Annotated in this window: 10 protein-coding genes and 1 tRNA gene; 7 read left to right on the top strand and 4 right to left on the bottom strand. The window is 63.3% G+C overall.

Features of this window, described 5'->3' with window-relative positions; translation table 11 throughout:
* A partial coding sequence (locus ACMLHZ_RS13900) for a DUF6531 domain-containing protein (RefSeq protein WP_418668270.1) occupies nt 1–6,637 on the bottom strand: 6,637 nt, incomplete at its 3' end.
* Between the two features lie 37 nt (nt 6,638–6,674).
* A complete protein-coding gene (locus ACMLHZ_RS13895; RefSeq protein ID WP_418668269.1) occupies nt 6,675–7,376 on the bottom strand; it encodes a hypothetical protein in 702 nt (233 codons plus the stop codon).
* A gap of 398 nt (nt 7,377–7,774) precedes the next feature.
* On the opposite strand from ACMLHZ_RS13895, the gene ACMLHZ_RS13890 reads away from it, so the two are divergent.
* A tRNA-Asn gene (locus ACMLHZ_RS13890) sits at nt 7,775–7,850 on the top strand.
* A gap of 93 nt (nt 7,851–7,943) precedes the next feature.
* On the opposite strand, the gene ACMLHZ_RS13885 is transcribed toward ACMLHZ_RS13890, so the two are convergent.
* Nucleotides 7,944–8,180: a helix-turn-helix domain-containing protein gene (locus ACMLHZ_RS13885; RefSeq protein ID WP_418668268.1), complete on the bottom strand. Its 237-nt coding sequence runs from the start codon at nt 8,178–8,180 to the stop codon at nt 7,944–7,946.
* 197 nt (nt 8,181–8,377) lie between these two features.
* Nucleotides 8,378–8,911, bottom strand: coding sequence for a ferritin-like domain-containing protein (locus tag ACMLHZ_RS13880; RefSeq protein WP_418668267.1), 534 nt, complete (start codon nt 8,909–8,911; stop codon nt 8,378–8,380).
* Between the two features lie 72 nt (nt 8,912–8,983).
* Here ACMLHZ_RS13880 and ACMLHZ_RS13875 point away from each other — a divergent pair, with 72 nt between their 5' ends.
* From ACMLHZ_RS13875 to ACMLHZ_RS13850, 6 genes are all read left to right on the top strand, one after another.
* Nucleotides 8,984–9,256: a hypothetical protein gene (locus ACMLHZ_RS13875; RefSeq protein WP_418668266.1), complete on the top strand. Its 273-nt coding sequence runs from the start codon at nt 8,984–8,986 to the stop codon at nt 9,254–9,256.
* Entirely contained in the window at nt 9,253–10,317 is a 1,065-nt protein-coding gene (locus ACMLHZ_RS13870; protein ID WP_418668265.1) for an ABC transporter substrate-binding protein, read from the top strand. Before ACMLHZ_RS13875 ends, ACMLHZ_RS13870 begins: the two co-directional genes overlap by 4 nt.
* 95 nt (nt 10,318–10,412) lie before the next feature.
* Nucleotides 10,413–11,204: an ABC transporter permease gene (locus tag ACMLHZ_RS13865; RefSeq protein ID WP_177564304.1), complete on the top strand. Its 792-nt coding sequence runs from the start codon at nt 10,413–10,415 to the stop codon at nt 11,202–11,204.
* The gene (locus ACMLHZ_RS13860) at nt 11,201–12,004 is read left to right on the top strand and encodes an ABC transporter permease (RefSeq protein ID WP_177564307.1); all 804 of its coding nucleotides are present in this window, start codon (nt 11,201–11,203) and stop codon (nt 12,002–12,004) included. The genes ACMLHZ_RS13865 and ACMLHZ_RS13860 overlap by 4 nt, the downstream gene beginning before the upstream one ends.
* Nucleotides 11,980–12,765: an ABC transporter ATP-binding protein gene (locus ACMLHZ_RS13855; RefSeq protein ID WP_418668264.1), complete on the top strand. Its 786-nt coding sequence runs from the start codon at nt 11,980–11,982 to the stop codon at nt 12,763–12,765. The genes ACMLHZ_RS13860 and ACMLHZ_RS13855 overlap by 25 nt, the downstream gene beginning before the upstream one ends.
* 15 nt (nt 12,766–12,780) lie before the next feature.
* Nucleotides 12,781–13,530, top strand: coding sequence for an ABC transporter ATP-binding protein (locus ACMLHZ_RS13850; RefSeq protein WP_177564313.1), 750 nt, complete (start codon nt 12,781–12,783; stop codon nt 13,528–13,530).
* Nucleotides 13,531–13,557: the final 27 nt, after the last annotated feature.

The following is a 13,557-nucleotide window of genomic DNA, read 5'->3' as shown; positions in this document are numbered from 1 at the left end:
CCGGCATAAGCTCGGTGGCTGGCTGCGACCAGGGCGACAGCCCGGTGATCTGCTGCCACAGCGCCCGGGCCGCCTGCAACAGCCCTTCCCGGTGAACCGGCGAAAGCCCGCTGGCCGTGTAGGCCGCCACATAGGCCCAAAGGCTCGGCTCCTTCCGGCTTTCACTGGTCTGCCAGGGGGCCGTGAAAAGGGCGCGGGCGGCCTGCGTCTTGAACCTTTGCCACACCTGGCGCTTGACCGCCTGCTGCTTGTGCTCCGCCACGGGCTCAGTGCCCGGCCGCTCCTTGCGCAGCAGCTCGAACGCCTTCAGCCCGTTTGCGTCGTAGCTGTACGCCGCCTGCAGCTCGCCGTTTTCACGCACCGTTTCCAGCTTGCCGTCCGGCGTGTAGGTGTAGGCGGTGGTCACGCCGCCCTCCCGCTTTTCCACCAGGCTGCCGTCCGGGTCGTAGGCGTAGGTGGCGGCGGTGGCGCCGTTTGCCGTTTTGCGGGTGAGCTGGTCCTTTTCGTTGTAATAATACCGCACCGAAGAGACCCGCGCGCCGTTTTCAAAGGTCTCCTCGCCGCTCTTGTTGCCAAAGGCGTCAAAGCTGTAGCGGGTGAGGGTGGTTTGCCCCGCCTGCTCTTTTTCCTCGCTGGCGATCTCGCCCGCTGCGGTGTAGGTGTAGCGGGTCTCGCAGGCGCCGCCCGCGCCCTGCCGCAGCTCGCTCAGCGTTTGCCCCGCCGCGTCGTAGGTGTAGGCATACGCCGAGACCAGCGCCCCCTCGGCGGTGCGGGTCTCGGTGCGCTCGGTTTTGCCCAGCGGGGTATAGCTGGTCTCGGTCACCGTGCCGTCCGGGCGCGTTTCGCGCACCAGCTGCCCCGCCGCGTCGTACTCGTACTCGCTCACGCCGGCCCCGCTGGTAAGCTTCACCAGCCGGTCCAGCGCGTCGTACTCATATTCTACCACATCTTCGCCCGGATAGGTGAGCTTTGCAACATTTCCGAACACATCGTACTGGTATTCCAGCCGGTAGCCAGCCGTGCTGGTGACCGCCGTAAGCGCGCCGGTCTCGCTGTAGGTGTAGCCCGCCGTGCCCAGCTTGTCGGTCAGCGCGGTCACCCGGCCCGAGAGGTCGTATTGGGCGCGGCCCGCCGCCTCGGCCCCAAAGTCCACCCCGGTGCGGTTGCCCAATGTGTCGTAGGTGTAGCGGATCTTTTTGCCGCTGGGCAGGGTGCGCGCGGCAAGCTGGCCCTCGGCGGTGTAGGAAAAGCTCTCCTCACTGCCGGAGCCCGCGCCGCCGATCCCCACCAGGTCCCCCGCGGCGGAATACCGGTATTCCGTTACCTTTTGCCCGGCCTCGCCCACACCAAGCCGCGCCGCCTGGTCGCTGGCCGTGCGCGCCGCCGTTACAAGGCTGCCCATCTGGTCGTAGCTGTATGCCGTCGTGCGCCCGTCCGGGGCTACCACCTTGGCAAGCCGGGCCATGTTGTCGTATTCATACCGGGTGATGTGCCCCAGCGGGTCGGTGACCTTGGTCTCGCTGCCGTAGGCGTCGTATTCATAGGCGGTCACCCCGCCGCCCGGCTGGGTAATGGTGGCGGCAAGGCCCTGGGCGTTGTAGGTATAGCTGGTCTGGCGGCCCAGGGGGTCGGTCTCGGTGAGGGGGCGGCCGTCCTTGTTATAGGTCCAGGCGCGCACCCCGCCCAGGGGGTCGGTGGCGCTGAGCTGGTTGCCCGCCGCGTCGTAGGTGTAGGTATACAGGCGGCCGGTGTCGTTCAGGGTCAGGATGCGGTCCGCCGCATCGTAGGTGTAGGCGATGCTGCGGCCCAGGCTGTTTTCACGCAGGGCAACGCGGCCCGCCGCATCGTACGCATAGCGGGTGGAAAGGCCGGTCTCGCTGGTCTCGGTGGCCACCCGGTCGTAGCCGTCGTAGGTGTAGGCGGTGAAGCCGCCGCCCTGGGCGGCCTGGCGCACCAGCCTGCCGAACTGGTCGTATTCCCAGGTGGTCACGGCCCCGGCGGAGGTCTCGGCCCGCAGCAGGCTGCCCCGGGCGCTGTATTCATAGCGGGTCTCCAGGCCGCGCAGATCGGTCTCGGCCACAACGCGGCCCGCCGGGTCGTATTGGGCCGTGGCAGCCGCGCCCGAGGGGTAGGTGGTGGAGAGCAGGTTGCCCGGCAGATCGTATTCGTACCGCACCACGCCGCCGTCCGCCGCGGTCACGGCGGCAAGCTTGCCCGCCAGGGTATAGGCGTATTCGGTCTTGGCGCCGTAGGGGTCGGTGGTGCAGATCAGCCGCCCATTGGGGTCATAGGCGTGGGTGGTCAGGTTGCCCGCGCCGTCGGTCTCTTTCACCAGGCGGCCCAGCGCGTCGTATTCATACGCGCGGGTCACGCCCTCCGGCGTGGCAGACTTAATAAGCCGGCTCATCGCGTCCAGCGTATAGGCGGTGGTGTTTCCATTCGGGTCGGTCCCGGCGGTCAGCTCGCCGTCGCAGTTGTAGGTGGACTTTTTCTCCGCGCCCAGCGGGTCGGTCACACAAACGGCCTCGCCCCGGCCGTTATAGGTGTATTTGGTCACCCGCCCCAGGGGGTCGACCACCTCCACGGGGCGGCCCTCGCCGTCGTTTTTATAGCTCGTCACCTTGCCGTCCCACTCGGTGCGGGCGGTCAAAAAGCCGGCTTTGTCGTATGTATAGCGGGTGGTGCGGCCCTGGGGGTCGGTCTCGGCGGTCACCCGGCCCAGCAGGTCGTACCCGTAGCGGGTAACATCGCCGGCGGGGGTGGTCACGCTGGCAAGGTTCAGCGCCGCGTCGTAGGTATATAGGGTGGCCCGGCCCAGAACGTCGGTATAGCGCACAAGGCTGCCCCGGCCGTCGTACTGGTAGCTCTCGCTCTGGCCCGCGTTGTTGAAGGCCCGGGTCATGCGGCCCAGCAGGTCGTACTCGAAGTTCAGCACCAGCCCGCCTGGCTGGGTGATGCCGGTAAGCCAGCCGGCTTTGTTGTAGGCGTAAAGAATGGCGCTGCCGTCCGGGTAGGTGATCTTGGTGTTGTTGTCGTCGTTGTCGTATTCGTACAGGGTCACGCCGCCCAAAGCGTCCGTTTTTCGGGTCAGGTTGCCGTCGGCATCGTATTCATAGGAGGTGATTTTGCCAAAGGGGTCTACCTCGTTGGCGACCCGGCCCGCCTTGTCGTACACAACGCCGTACACCGCGCCGTTCCCGTGCGTCTCCTTGACCGGGCGGTTCATGCCGTCGTATTCAAAAACGGTGGAGAAGCCCGCCCCGTCCGTGACCTTGGTCAGGTTGCTGTTGCCGTCGTATTCATAGCGGCGGGTGGCGCCGGTGCGCCCGGTCTCGGCGGTAAGCTGACCCAGCAGATCGTAAGTGAGGGTGGTCTTGTTGCCCAGCGGGTCGGTAATGGTGGAAAGCCGGCCCCATTCGTCGTAGCCGTAGCGCACGGTGCCGTCCAGCGCGTCGGTCTCGGTCAGCAGGCTGCCGTCCGGGGTATAGGTGTAGGTGGTGGTCTGCCCGGTACTCAGGGCCTTTTTTAGGATGTTGCCGCTGCCGTCGTAGGTATAGGTGGTGGTCACGCCCCGCTCGTCGGTGGCGGTAAGCAGGCGGCCCGCGCCGTCGTAGGTGTATTTGAGCAGGGTGCCGTCCTCCAGCGTTTCGGTGAGCAGGTTCCCCGCCCGGTCGTAGGTATACAGTGTCACACGCCCCAGCTTGTCGACCTTTTTGGTGGGCTTGTTCAGCGAGGCGTCGTATTCATAGGTGGCGGTAAAGCCGTCCGGGTCGGTCTCACGCAGGATGTTTCCCCGGGCGTCGCGCACCACGCTGGCGGTGCGGCCCGCCGCGTCGGTCACGCCGGTCTCGCGGCCGTGGCAATCGTAGGTGTAGCGTTTGGTCTGGCCGCCCGGGTCTGTGTAGGTGAGGATGTTGCCCCTTGCGTCGTAGGTGTATTCGTGCCGCGCGCCGTTCGCCGTGATCTTGACCGCGACCTTTCCGCCGGGGGTATATTGGGTTTCGGTCACGCCGCCCAGGGCGTCGATCTCCTTTACAATGCGGCCCAGGGCGTCGTATTCCAGGCTGGTGGAGCTGCCGTCGGGCCGGTGCACGCTCACGGGCCGGCCGGCGGCGTCGTGGGTGTAGGTGGTAACCGCGCCGCCGGTCTCGCTGGAGATAAGGCGGCCCATTGCGTCGTAGGTGTTGGCGGTGACCGCGCCGTCCGGGCCGGTCACGGTGGCGGGGGCGTCGCCCCCGTCCGCGTAGGTGTAGGCGAGCACGGCGCCGGTCTCGCTTTCTTCCCGCACAAGGCGGCCCTGCCCGTCGTAGGCCATGGTTTTTACGCCGCCGCCCGGCAAAAGGACCCGGGTGTTGTTGTGCGCGCCGTCGTATTCGTACTGGGTCACAGCGCCTTGCTCGTTCACAGTGCGCACAAGGTCGCCCCCGGCGTTGTAGGTGTTGTTCACACCGGTGCCGTTGGGGTAGGTGACGGAAAGCAGGCGGCCCGCGCCGTCGTAGGTGTAGCGGGTGGTTTGCCCGGCCGGGTCGGTGCAGGCCAGCAGCTCGCCCGCGTCGGTCCATTCCCGGGTTTCGGCGGTACCGTCCGCATACAGCACGCCGGTTATAAAAGCGCGGCTGTCGGCGGTATAGGTGGTGGTAAGGGGGTCTCCCCCGCCGGAAAGGGTGCATACCGCGCGCTCTGCCTCGTAGGAAAAGGCGGAAACCGCACCGTCCGCATCGGTGAAGCTGGAAACGCGGCCGTCGGCGCCGTAGACCGCCGTGAAGGCGGCCTTGCCCAGGGCGCTGGTCACGCCGCTCAGGCGGCCGCCCGTATAAATATAGGCGGTAAGGGCGCCGGTCTGATCGGTAAAGGAGGCGGGATAGCCTTCCGGTGTGTAGGCATAAGACAGCGAGGCGCCGTCCGGCAGGCTCAGCTTGCAGATGCGGCCCTGCCGGTCCAGCGCCGCGGCAAAGCTGCGGCCGCCCCGGGTGGTGAACCCGGTCAGACTGCCGCGGGGCGAATAATCGAGGGTGTATACGGGGCCGTAGCGGTCGGCCGCCGAGAGCAGCCGGCCAAAGGCGTCAAAGCGCCAGGTCTCCAGCGCGCGGCTGGTCAGGGTGAAGCCGCCCGTTTCGGGCCGCAGCACATACCCGCTGGCGGCGTGGGCAAAAACGCCGCCGCCGGGGGCGAGGGTGAGGGCGCGCCCATCCGGCAGCAGGGCCAGGTAGGCGCCGGTGGAGAGCGGGAGGATGCGCATGTCCAGCGGGGAGGCGACCCCCTTGCCGAACAGGCCCGGCAGGGCCAGCGCGCCGCTGTTCCAGCTGCGGGTGAGCGAAAAGCCGGTGTATTCTTCCAGTTCCAGGTCGGTCTGCTGCCACAGCAGGTTGCCGGTGGCCAGGTCCACACTGCCCTGTGCGAATTCTGTGCCGGGCCTGCGGCCCAGCAGGGCTGCGGCCGCAAGCTGCGCCTCGTCAAAAGCGGGGGCAGGGGCGGCCGCTGTAAGGGGGGCGCGCAAAAACAGCCGGTCGCCGGCCCTCAGCATGCCGTGGGCCGAAAGCTGGTTGTCCGCGATCAGGTCGCCCGCGTCCACCCCAAAATGGGCGCAGAGCCCGGTCAGGTCGTCGCCGGCCTGTACCGTGTAAAAAGCAAAGCTCTGGCTGGTTTCGGGGGCTGGTGCGGCAACAGGGGCGGCGGCATCTTGCGGCCGCTCCTCTGTGGGGGCAGGTCCTGCCGAGGGCGCGGGCTCCGCCGGGGGTTCAGGCTCCGCCGGGGGTTCAGGCTCCGCCGAGGGTATGGGCTCCGGGGAAGGCTCGGGCCCGCCGGGCTGCGCCTGCAGCGCATCGGCCGGTTCCGGGAAGGCATCGGGCTCAGGTGAAGCTTCCGGCTCCGGGGAGGCTTCCGGCTCCGGGGAAGGCCCGGGCTCGGGCAAGACCTCGGGGTCGGGAACCGGGCCGGGCGCCGGCGGAATTTCGGGTTCAGGGGATCCGGAAGCCTGTGGAGGCATTGCAGCAGGCAGATCGTTTTGTGCAGAGGGCCGGTACTGCCAGTTCAGCGTAAAGCGATAGAGCACGCCGTCCTGAAAGCCGGTAAAAAGCTCGCTCTGCCAGTTGTCGGTGGCGGCGGCATATTGGTCTGAGCCAAAGGCGGCGCTGTTGGGGTATTGGTAGGAGCCCACAGCGGTGAGGCTTTTTTGAAGGGTAGGCGCGCCGCCCTCCAGCGTGTAATCCAGCCGGGCAAAGTGCCCGGTCACGAGGCCGGTGTCCGGGTCGGCCCGGTCCTTCACGTCGCCGCCAACAAACAGGCCCTGCACGGTCACCTTGCCGTTCTGTTCGCCGGTCAGCGGGTAAAGCCGGAAGCGCGGGTCCGCGGCGGGCGTGGGGGCGGGCCCGGCCAGGGCGGCTGCCGCGGGCCTGGGCAGGGCGGCCCTTTCGCCGGCGGCGGGGGCCTCCATTTGGTAGGGCTCTGAAAGGCGCTTCAGCAAAGCGTCCATCTCGGCGTCCGTGAGCGGGGCCGGCGTTTGAACGGGCTGCGCAGGGTTTACCCCCCGCACGGCGCCGCCCGCCTGAAAGGCGGCGAGCGCCTGGGCGGGGGCCGAAAACAGAAAAACGGCTGCAAGCAATGCGCACAAGGAACGCCGGAACGTTTTTTTAAACATGAGAGCTCCCTCCTCACAGAGAACCATGGAACCAAGCTCACACCAGGGCCGGTTCCTCACAAGAAGCTTCGGCCCCGGCGCTGCCCGCCAAGGGGCCGGAAGGCGGGTTTAAAAAGGCCCGCCGCAGCCGCCCGGCGGCCAGCGCCACGCCGGCAAAATAAACCGCGCCGGAAACAAGGGCCTGAAGCGCAAGGCCCGGCAGCTGCGGCAGGCGCGCCAGCGGTGGCGCCGCAAGCGCCTGCGCCGCGGCCAGGCAGGCCACCCAGCCGTAAAAATGCAGCAGCAGGGTCTTAAGCCCCCGCGCCGGGCCCTGGGGTGCGGCGCAGGCCAGGGCCAGGGTCCAGGGAAGCGGGAAAAACACCGCTTCCAGGCCCAGGCCCAGCCAGCTGGTGAGGCTGCGGCCCGCGGCCGCGCCGTCCAGGTTCAAAAGCAGCTGCGGCACGGCCAGCATACAGCCCAGGTACAAAAGGCCGTACAGCGCCGCGCAGGCAAAGAAAGCGGCCACCCCCGCCAGCGCCCAGGGCAAGGCCCCGGCGCGCCCCAGAAAAAGCCCCAAGGCCGCCAGCACAAGGGCGAGCTCCAGCGCAAAAAGGGCGGCGGCACCCCCAAAAAGCGCCGTGGGGATCGCATTGCCGGCCTGGCCGAGACCGGCGGAGAGAAAGGAAGCGGCGGCGCCCATTGCCGCGCTGCAAAGCGCTGTGACAGACAGAAAACCGGATCGTTTTTTAAGCAGCGACATGATCAAACTCCTTTTCAACGCATATGAAGCATGTAAGCCGTGCGTTTTTGGGGCCGATGTTCGACTTTTTGCGAGCCAATCGAACAATTTACTGTCATTATAAATAAAAGACGATGAGAATAATAACGAATTATAGCGAAAACCTGAATAAAGCAATGAAAATCAAGGCTTTTTGCCCGTCTGCCCCGCCGCTGGCCCCGGGGCCGCCGTCGCCGCCGAAAAAAAGGCGGAAAACCGCAGAAAAGCACAAAAAGAAGAGAGGAAGATAAGGTTTTGTGAATTGAAAAAATTCGGTTGACAAACCAAATGAATGTGGGTATAATATAACACGTCACATCGATGAAATCCCTGGTTTTGCAGGCGCTGCTGGGGTTGGGGTTTTCTTGATGCGCAGATATTCCTCCTTAGCTCAGTCGGTAGAGCATGCGGCTGTTAACCGCAGGGTCGTTGGTTCGAGCCCAACAGGGGGAGCCAGAAAAACCGTTGGAACTGCTTTTTGAGCGTTCCAACGGTTTTCTTTTGGTTTTTGTTGACCAAAGGCTTGCCGGCAGGGCGGCGCAGGGGCTGTTACTCTGCGGTCTGAGGAGTTTCGCCGTAGGCCAGCTGCAATGCGGCGCCGAGCCCAAAGCCCAAAGCATGGGCGATGCAGGCCGCGGTGTCGAGCCTGGTTACCACCTGCGCCCGTTCGATTTTTTGGTAGCCACGCTCTGAGAGATTACACAGCTCCGCGGCCTGTGCCTGGGTGAGCCCAAGCGCGTGGCGGCGTTCCAGCAGGACCTGTGCGAAAGCGACTTCAATAGGCATTGTATCCCTCCTTTCTACAGGAATCGTATATTAAATGTGAAAAAATTCCCACGAACTAAAGTGCGTATGAGAAAAAAACAGGAAAATAAAAAAGCAGCCTCTGCCAGGCTGCTTTTTGCGATGTGCCGTCCGATTGTTTGATGGATACAATAAACTTGTTTTCAGATAAAACGAAAGGGCACCCGAAAAATTTTTACTCAGCTTTCCTGGTCGAAGCGGCAGATGAGCTGCTTGAAATGCTTGACATGCAGATGTTCATCCAAAACGATGCGCCGCAGCAGGGCCTTGATGTAAGGGTCGTCGATCATGCGGATGTGCTTTTCGTAGTTGTAAATGGCCTCATATTCACTGGCCAGGTCCAGATGCAGGCGCTGGGCAAGGGTAAGGCCATATTGGATGGAGCCGCTGGTCCAGGCAGCAGCCTCCGGCCCGCCCTTCACATGGGGATCCACCCCCAGCAGACGGATGGTTTTTGCCAGCTTTTCCATGTGCATCATTTCCACAATGGAGATCTTTTCCAGCGCATCGGCGGCTTCCGGGGCGCTGTCGGTCATGATATGATGGTAAATGTATTGGTTGGCGGCGGTCATTTCGCCGGAAGGGCCAGCGTAATCCTCCATCAGCAGGCGGGCGTAATAAGGGTTTTTGCCCTGCACCTGAAGCGCAGGATAGGGCGCAGGATCGGAAAAGCCCTCGCGGTAGTGCAGGTCGCCGGTAATCGGGTCGGGCATGGCGTGCAGCCTCCTTTCGATCGTGGGGCAAGAGCCCCGCTTTATTCTATGCGCGGGCGGCGCCGGGGTTGCATGCAGGGCTGGAAAGCGGGAGATGCGGGAGCTTCGGCCTTGTGCAACCATCCAAAAAACAAAGGATCGCATAGTGAAAATAGCCGGAAGAAAGGGCCTGGAAATCAAAAATCAAAAACAAAAGTAAAAAACACGAAAACTGTTTTGGAGGGCGAAAGAAAAAGTAAAAAAAATGAAAAAAAGAGCGGTGGGCTTTTTTGTTATGATGAAACCAAAGAGAGCGGCCCGGCCGGCCGCAAACACCGTGAGGATTCAAAGGAGGAAAACACATGAAAAAGCTTCTTGCATTGGTTCTGGCAGCTGCAATGGCATTGTCCCTGGCGGCCTGCGGGGGCGGCAGCGCACCTTCCGCGGGCGGCGGCACAGGCAACGGTGCGGGCAACAGCGACCTGCCGGTGCTGCGGGTGGCGGCAATGCCCACCATTACCAGCCTGCCCACCTATTACATTCAGAAAAACGGCCTGGCTGAAAAGGCCGGCTTCCGCATGGAGATCACCATGTTCGATACCGGCGCGCCCATGAACGAGGCACTGGCGGCCGATCTGTGGGATGTGGGCGCCATGGGCGCCGCGGCCGTGACCGGCATGGCCAACTACGACGAGATGGTGATCGGCGAGGTGCTGGAATCCACCGATGGCCAGGGCGTTTTTGTAAAGCCCGACAGCCCCATTGCAAAGGACACCGGGTTCAACCCCTCCTATCCCACCGTGCTGGGCAGCCCGGACACCGTGAAGGGCATCACCATTCTGACCCCGGTGGGCACCGCGCAGCATTTCACCATTTTGAAATGGCTCGAAAAGCTGGGCCTGGAAGCCACCGACGTGAACATCGTGAACATGGACACCGTGCAGGCCTACCAGGCCATGCAGGCGGGCCAGTGCGACGCGGTCTCGCTGAACGTTCCCACCTTCTTTGACGCGGTGAACGACGGCATGGTGCAGGTGGCGAACCTGGCCGACCTGGGCACCCGCTATGTGGACATGGTGGTGGCCAACCGCAAGGCGGTGGAGGGCAAGGCGGATCTGATCGCCAAGTACATGGAATGCCTGCTGGAGGCCAATGCCGCCCTGCAGAACGACCAGGAGATGGCCACCGACCTGTTCATGGAATTCCTGAAGGAAAACGGCATGGAAACCACCCGCGAGAACTGCGTGTCCGACCTGCAGCGCGCCAAGTTCCTGGTGAAAGAGGACTGGAAGGGCCGCGAGCTGGGCAACTTTGCAAAAGAGCTGGGCGAGTTTTATGTGGGCCAGGGCCAGCTGGACGCCAGCGCCATTGATAAGTTCACCACCAATGTGGACAACACCTTTGTGAAGGGCTATCAGCAAGGCTGAGCCGAAGGGCTTTTATAAACAGCAACGGGTACGGCCTGCGGCTCACGCGAGCCGCAGGCCGTACTTTAAACTAAAACGAAAGGCGTGACACCTGAATGAAGCAGTTTGCGCAAAAGCATAAATTCAAGCTCATTTCCGCCTGTTCTTTTTTGGCGGTGCTGCTGATCTGGGAGCTTGCCACGGATGTGCTGCATCTGATCAGCCCCCTGATGCTGCCCAGCCCGGCCAAGATTCTGGATACGCTTGTTTACAAGATCATGGGCGGCACCAACCCGGACGGCGCGACCCTGTTCGAGAACATCTGGGCCAGCCTGAAGATCGCCCTGGGCGGCTATGTGGTGGGCGTGGCCATTGGGGTGCCGCTGGGCATCGGCATGGCGTGGAGCCGCCGGTTTGAGCTGTTCGCAAAACCCCTGTTCGACATCATCCGCCCGATCCCGGCGCTGGCCTGGATTCCGCTGATGATCCTGTGGCTGGGCATCGGCTATTCCTCCAAGGTGGGCATCATCTTTTTCGCCGCCTTCATCAGCGCCACCGTGAACTCCTACACCGGCATCCGGCGCACCAGCCAGGTGCACCTGTGGGTGGGCAAGACCTTTGGCGCCACCAACCGCCAGCTGCTGTTCAAGGTGGCGATCCCCACCGCGCTGCCCATGATCTTTACCGGCCTGCGCCTTGCACTGGGTTCTTCGTGGGTGGCGCTGGTGGCCGCTGAACTGCTGGCCGCCACCCGCGGCCTGGGCTTCATGATCCAGATGGCCCGCATGCTGGGCCGCCCGGACGTGATCATTGTGGGCATGCTCACCATTGGCTTTATTGGCCTTTTGCTGAACGCGGTGCTGGAAAAATTGCAGAAAAAGTTTGTGAAGGGGGCGAAAAAAGGATGATCGACACCACAGCCAAAAGCCGCTTTTCCATCAAGCAGCTCACGGTCATTTATACCGTTGTTTCGCTGCTCTCGCTGCTGGTGGTGTGGGAGCTGGTGGCCCGCTTTACCAGCGCTTCCATGTTCCTGCCGCCGGCCAGCCAGGTGCTTGCGAACTTCTTTAAAAGCTTTGTGGAGCCGGTGGGCAAGCACACCATGCTGTATCACATCGGCATCAGCCTGTACCGGGTGGCGGTGGCCTTTGCCCTGGCCACCGTGGCCGGCATCGCGCTGGGCGTGGGCATGGGCTATTCCCGCATTTTTGAGGCGATTTTCAAGCCCATCTTCGAGTTTATCCGCCCCATCCCGCCCCTGGCCTGGATCCCGCTCTCGATTTTGTGGTTCGGCCTGGGCGATACCGGCAAGTTCTTCATCATTTTTTTGGGGTGCTTTTGCTTTATCACTGTGAACACCTACGACGGCGCAAAAAACGTGGACCCCGAGCTGATGGGCGCGGCCCGCATGCTGGGCGCAAACGAGCGGCAGGTGTTCTTTGAGATCGTGCTGCCATCGTCGGTGCCGTATATCTTTGCGGGCCTGCAGATCGCCGTGACCGCCGGCTGGAGCGCGGTGGTGGGCGCGGAGATGGTGCAGTCCAACGAGGGGGTGGGCTGGATGATCGTGCGCGGCATGAACACCGGCAACACACTGCAGATCATGGTGGGCATGGTGGCCATTGGGATCGTGGGCTTTATTCTGGCCAACCTGACCACCGCCCTTGAAAGGAGGCTTTGCGCATGGAACGAGCAAAAGGGGATGTGACGGGCGCGCCCGTGCTGGAATGCCGGGGCGTGGGCCGCAGCTTCGAGGGCTACAACGGCGGCGGCAAAAACGAGGTGCTGCGCGGCGTGGATTTTGAGGTGAAGGAGAACGAGTTCCTGGTGCTGTTCGGCGCGGGCCAGTGCGGCAAGACCACACTGCTGAACATCCTGGCGGGGCTGGACGTGCCCACCGAGGGCGAGGTATACACCCGCGGCAAAAAGGTCACCGGCCCTGCGCCCGAGCGGGGCGTGGTGTACCAGAAGACCTCGCTGTTCCCCTGGCTCACGGTGGAGGACAATGTGGGCTTTGGCCCCAAGGTGCGCCACATGCAAAAAAAAGAGCGGGACGCCCGCATTGCAAAATACCTGGACCTGGTGGGCCTGACCGGCTTTGAAAAGAGCTTCCCCAGCCAGCTTTCGGGCGGGATGCGCCAGCGGGTGGGCATTGCCCGCGCCTATGCAAACCAGCCCGACATCATGCTGATGGACGAACCCTTCGGCCACCTGGACGCGCAGACCCGCTATATGATGGAGGAGGAGCTGCAGCGCATCTGGCAGAAGGAAAAGCGCACGGTGGTGTTTGTGACCAACAACATCGAAGAAGCGCTGTTTTTGGCCGACCGCATCATTCTGCTGACCAACTGCCCCACCCACATCAAGCAGGAGTATGTGATCGAGCTGCCCCACCCCCGCAGCTATGTGGATCCGGAGTTTTTGCGCCTGCGCCAGGAGATCACCGACAATATGGACCTGACGCTGTGAGAGAGGAGAAGCAACATGCAAGAAAACATGCAGCCTAAGGTACAGGTGAAGCACCTGACCAAGCAATTCGGCGACCTGCTGGTGCTGAACGACATCTCTTTCAACGTGCAGTCCGGCGAGTTTTTGTGCATCGTGGGCCCCACCGGCTGCGGCAAGACCACCTTTTTGAACAGCCTCACCCGCCTGTACGAGCCCACCAGCGGCGAGATCCTGCTGGACGGCGAGCCGGTGGATCTGAAAAAGCACAACATCGCCTACATCTTTCAGGAGTATTCCACCATGCCCTGGCTCACGGTGGAAGAAAACGTGGGCTTTGGGCTGGACATCAAGGGCGTGGAAAAGAGCAAGGCCAAAGCCCTGGTAGAAGAATACCTTGAGATCGTGGGCCTGACCAAATACCGCAGCTACTACCCGGACCAGCTTTCGGCCAGCATGCTGCAGCGGGTGGTGATCGCCCGGGCGTTCGCCACCCAGCCGGATCTTTTGCTGATGGACGAACCCTACGGCCAGCTGGACATCCAGCTGCGCTACCGCCTGGAGGACGAGCTTATCAGCCTGTGGAAGCGTACCGGTACCACCGTGCTGTTCATCACCCACAACATTGAGGAGGCGGTGTACATGGGGCAGCGCATCCTGGTGCTCACCAACAAGCCGACCACCATCAAGCGCGAGATCGAAAATGATCTGCCCCGCCCGCGCGACATTGCCAGCCCGGATTTTGTTGCCCTGCGCAACGAGGTGACCGATCTGATCAAATGGTGGTGAGCGGCGCCTTTGCGCCCTGCGCGGCAC

It is taken from the genome of Allofournierella sp. (assembly GCF_048388525.1).
Classification (GTDB): Bacteria; Bacillota; Clostridia; order Oscillospirales; family Ruminococcaceae; genus BQOK01.
The sequence above is the reverse complement of the archived record's forward strand: the minus strand, read 5'-3'. Positions and strand labels throughout refer to the sequence as shown.

What these genes read in the sequence shown, in the direction of transcription:
- ACMLHZ_RS13895 (WP_418668269.1), bottom strand. Translation starts at nt 7,376, where the DNA reads ATGTCGCTGCTTAAAAAACGATCCGGTTTTCTGTCTGTCACAGCGCTT.
- ACMLHZ_RS13885 (WP_418668268.1), bottom strand. Translation starts at nt 8,180, where the DNA reads ATGCCTATTGAAGTCGCTTTCGCACAGGTCCTGCTGGAACGCCGCCAC.
- ACMLHZ_RS13880 (WP_418668267.1), bottom strand. Translation starts at nt 8,911, where the DNA reads ATGCCCGACCCGATTACCGGCGACCTGCACTACCGCGAGGGCTTTTCC.
- ACMLHZ_RS13875 (WP_418668266.1), top strand. Translation starts at nt 8,984, where the DNA reads ATGCAGGGCTGGAAAGCGGGAGATGCGGGAGCTTCGGCCTTGTGCAAC.
- ACMLHZ_RS13870 (WP_418668265.1), top strand. Translation starts at nt 9,253, where the DNA reads ATGAAAAAGCTTCTTGCATTGGTTCTGGCAGCTGCAATGGCATTGTCC.
- ACMLHZ_RS13865 (WP_177564304.1), top strand. Translation starts at nt 10,413, where the DNA reads ATGAAGCAGTTTGCGCAAAAGCATAAATTCAAGCTCATTTCCGCCTGT.
- ACMLHZ_RS13860 (WP_177564307.1), top strand. Translation starts at nt 11,201, where the DNA reads ATGATCGACACCACAGCCAAAAGCCGCTTTTCCATCAAGCAGCTCACG.
- ACMLHZ_RS13855 (WP_418668264.1), top strand. Translation starts at nt 11,980, where the DNA reads ATGGAACGAGCAAAAGGGGATGTGACGGGCGCGCCCGTGCTGGAATGC.
- ACMLHZ_RS13850 (WP_177564313.1), top strand. Translation starts at nt 12,781, where the DNA reads ATGCAAGAAAACATGCAGCCTAAGGTACAGGTGAAGCACCTGACCAAG.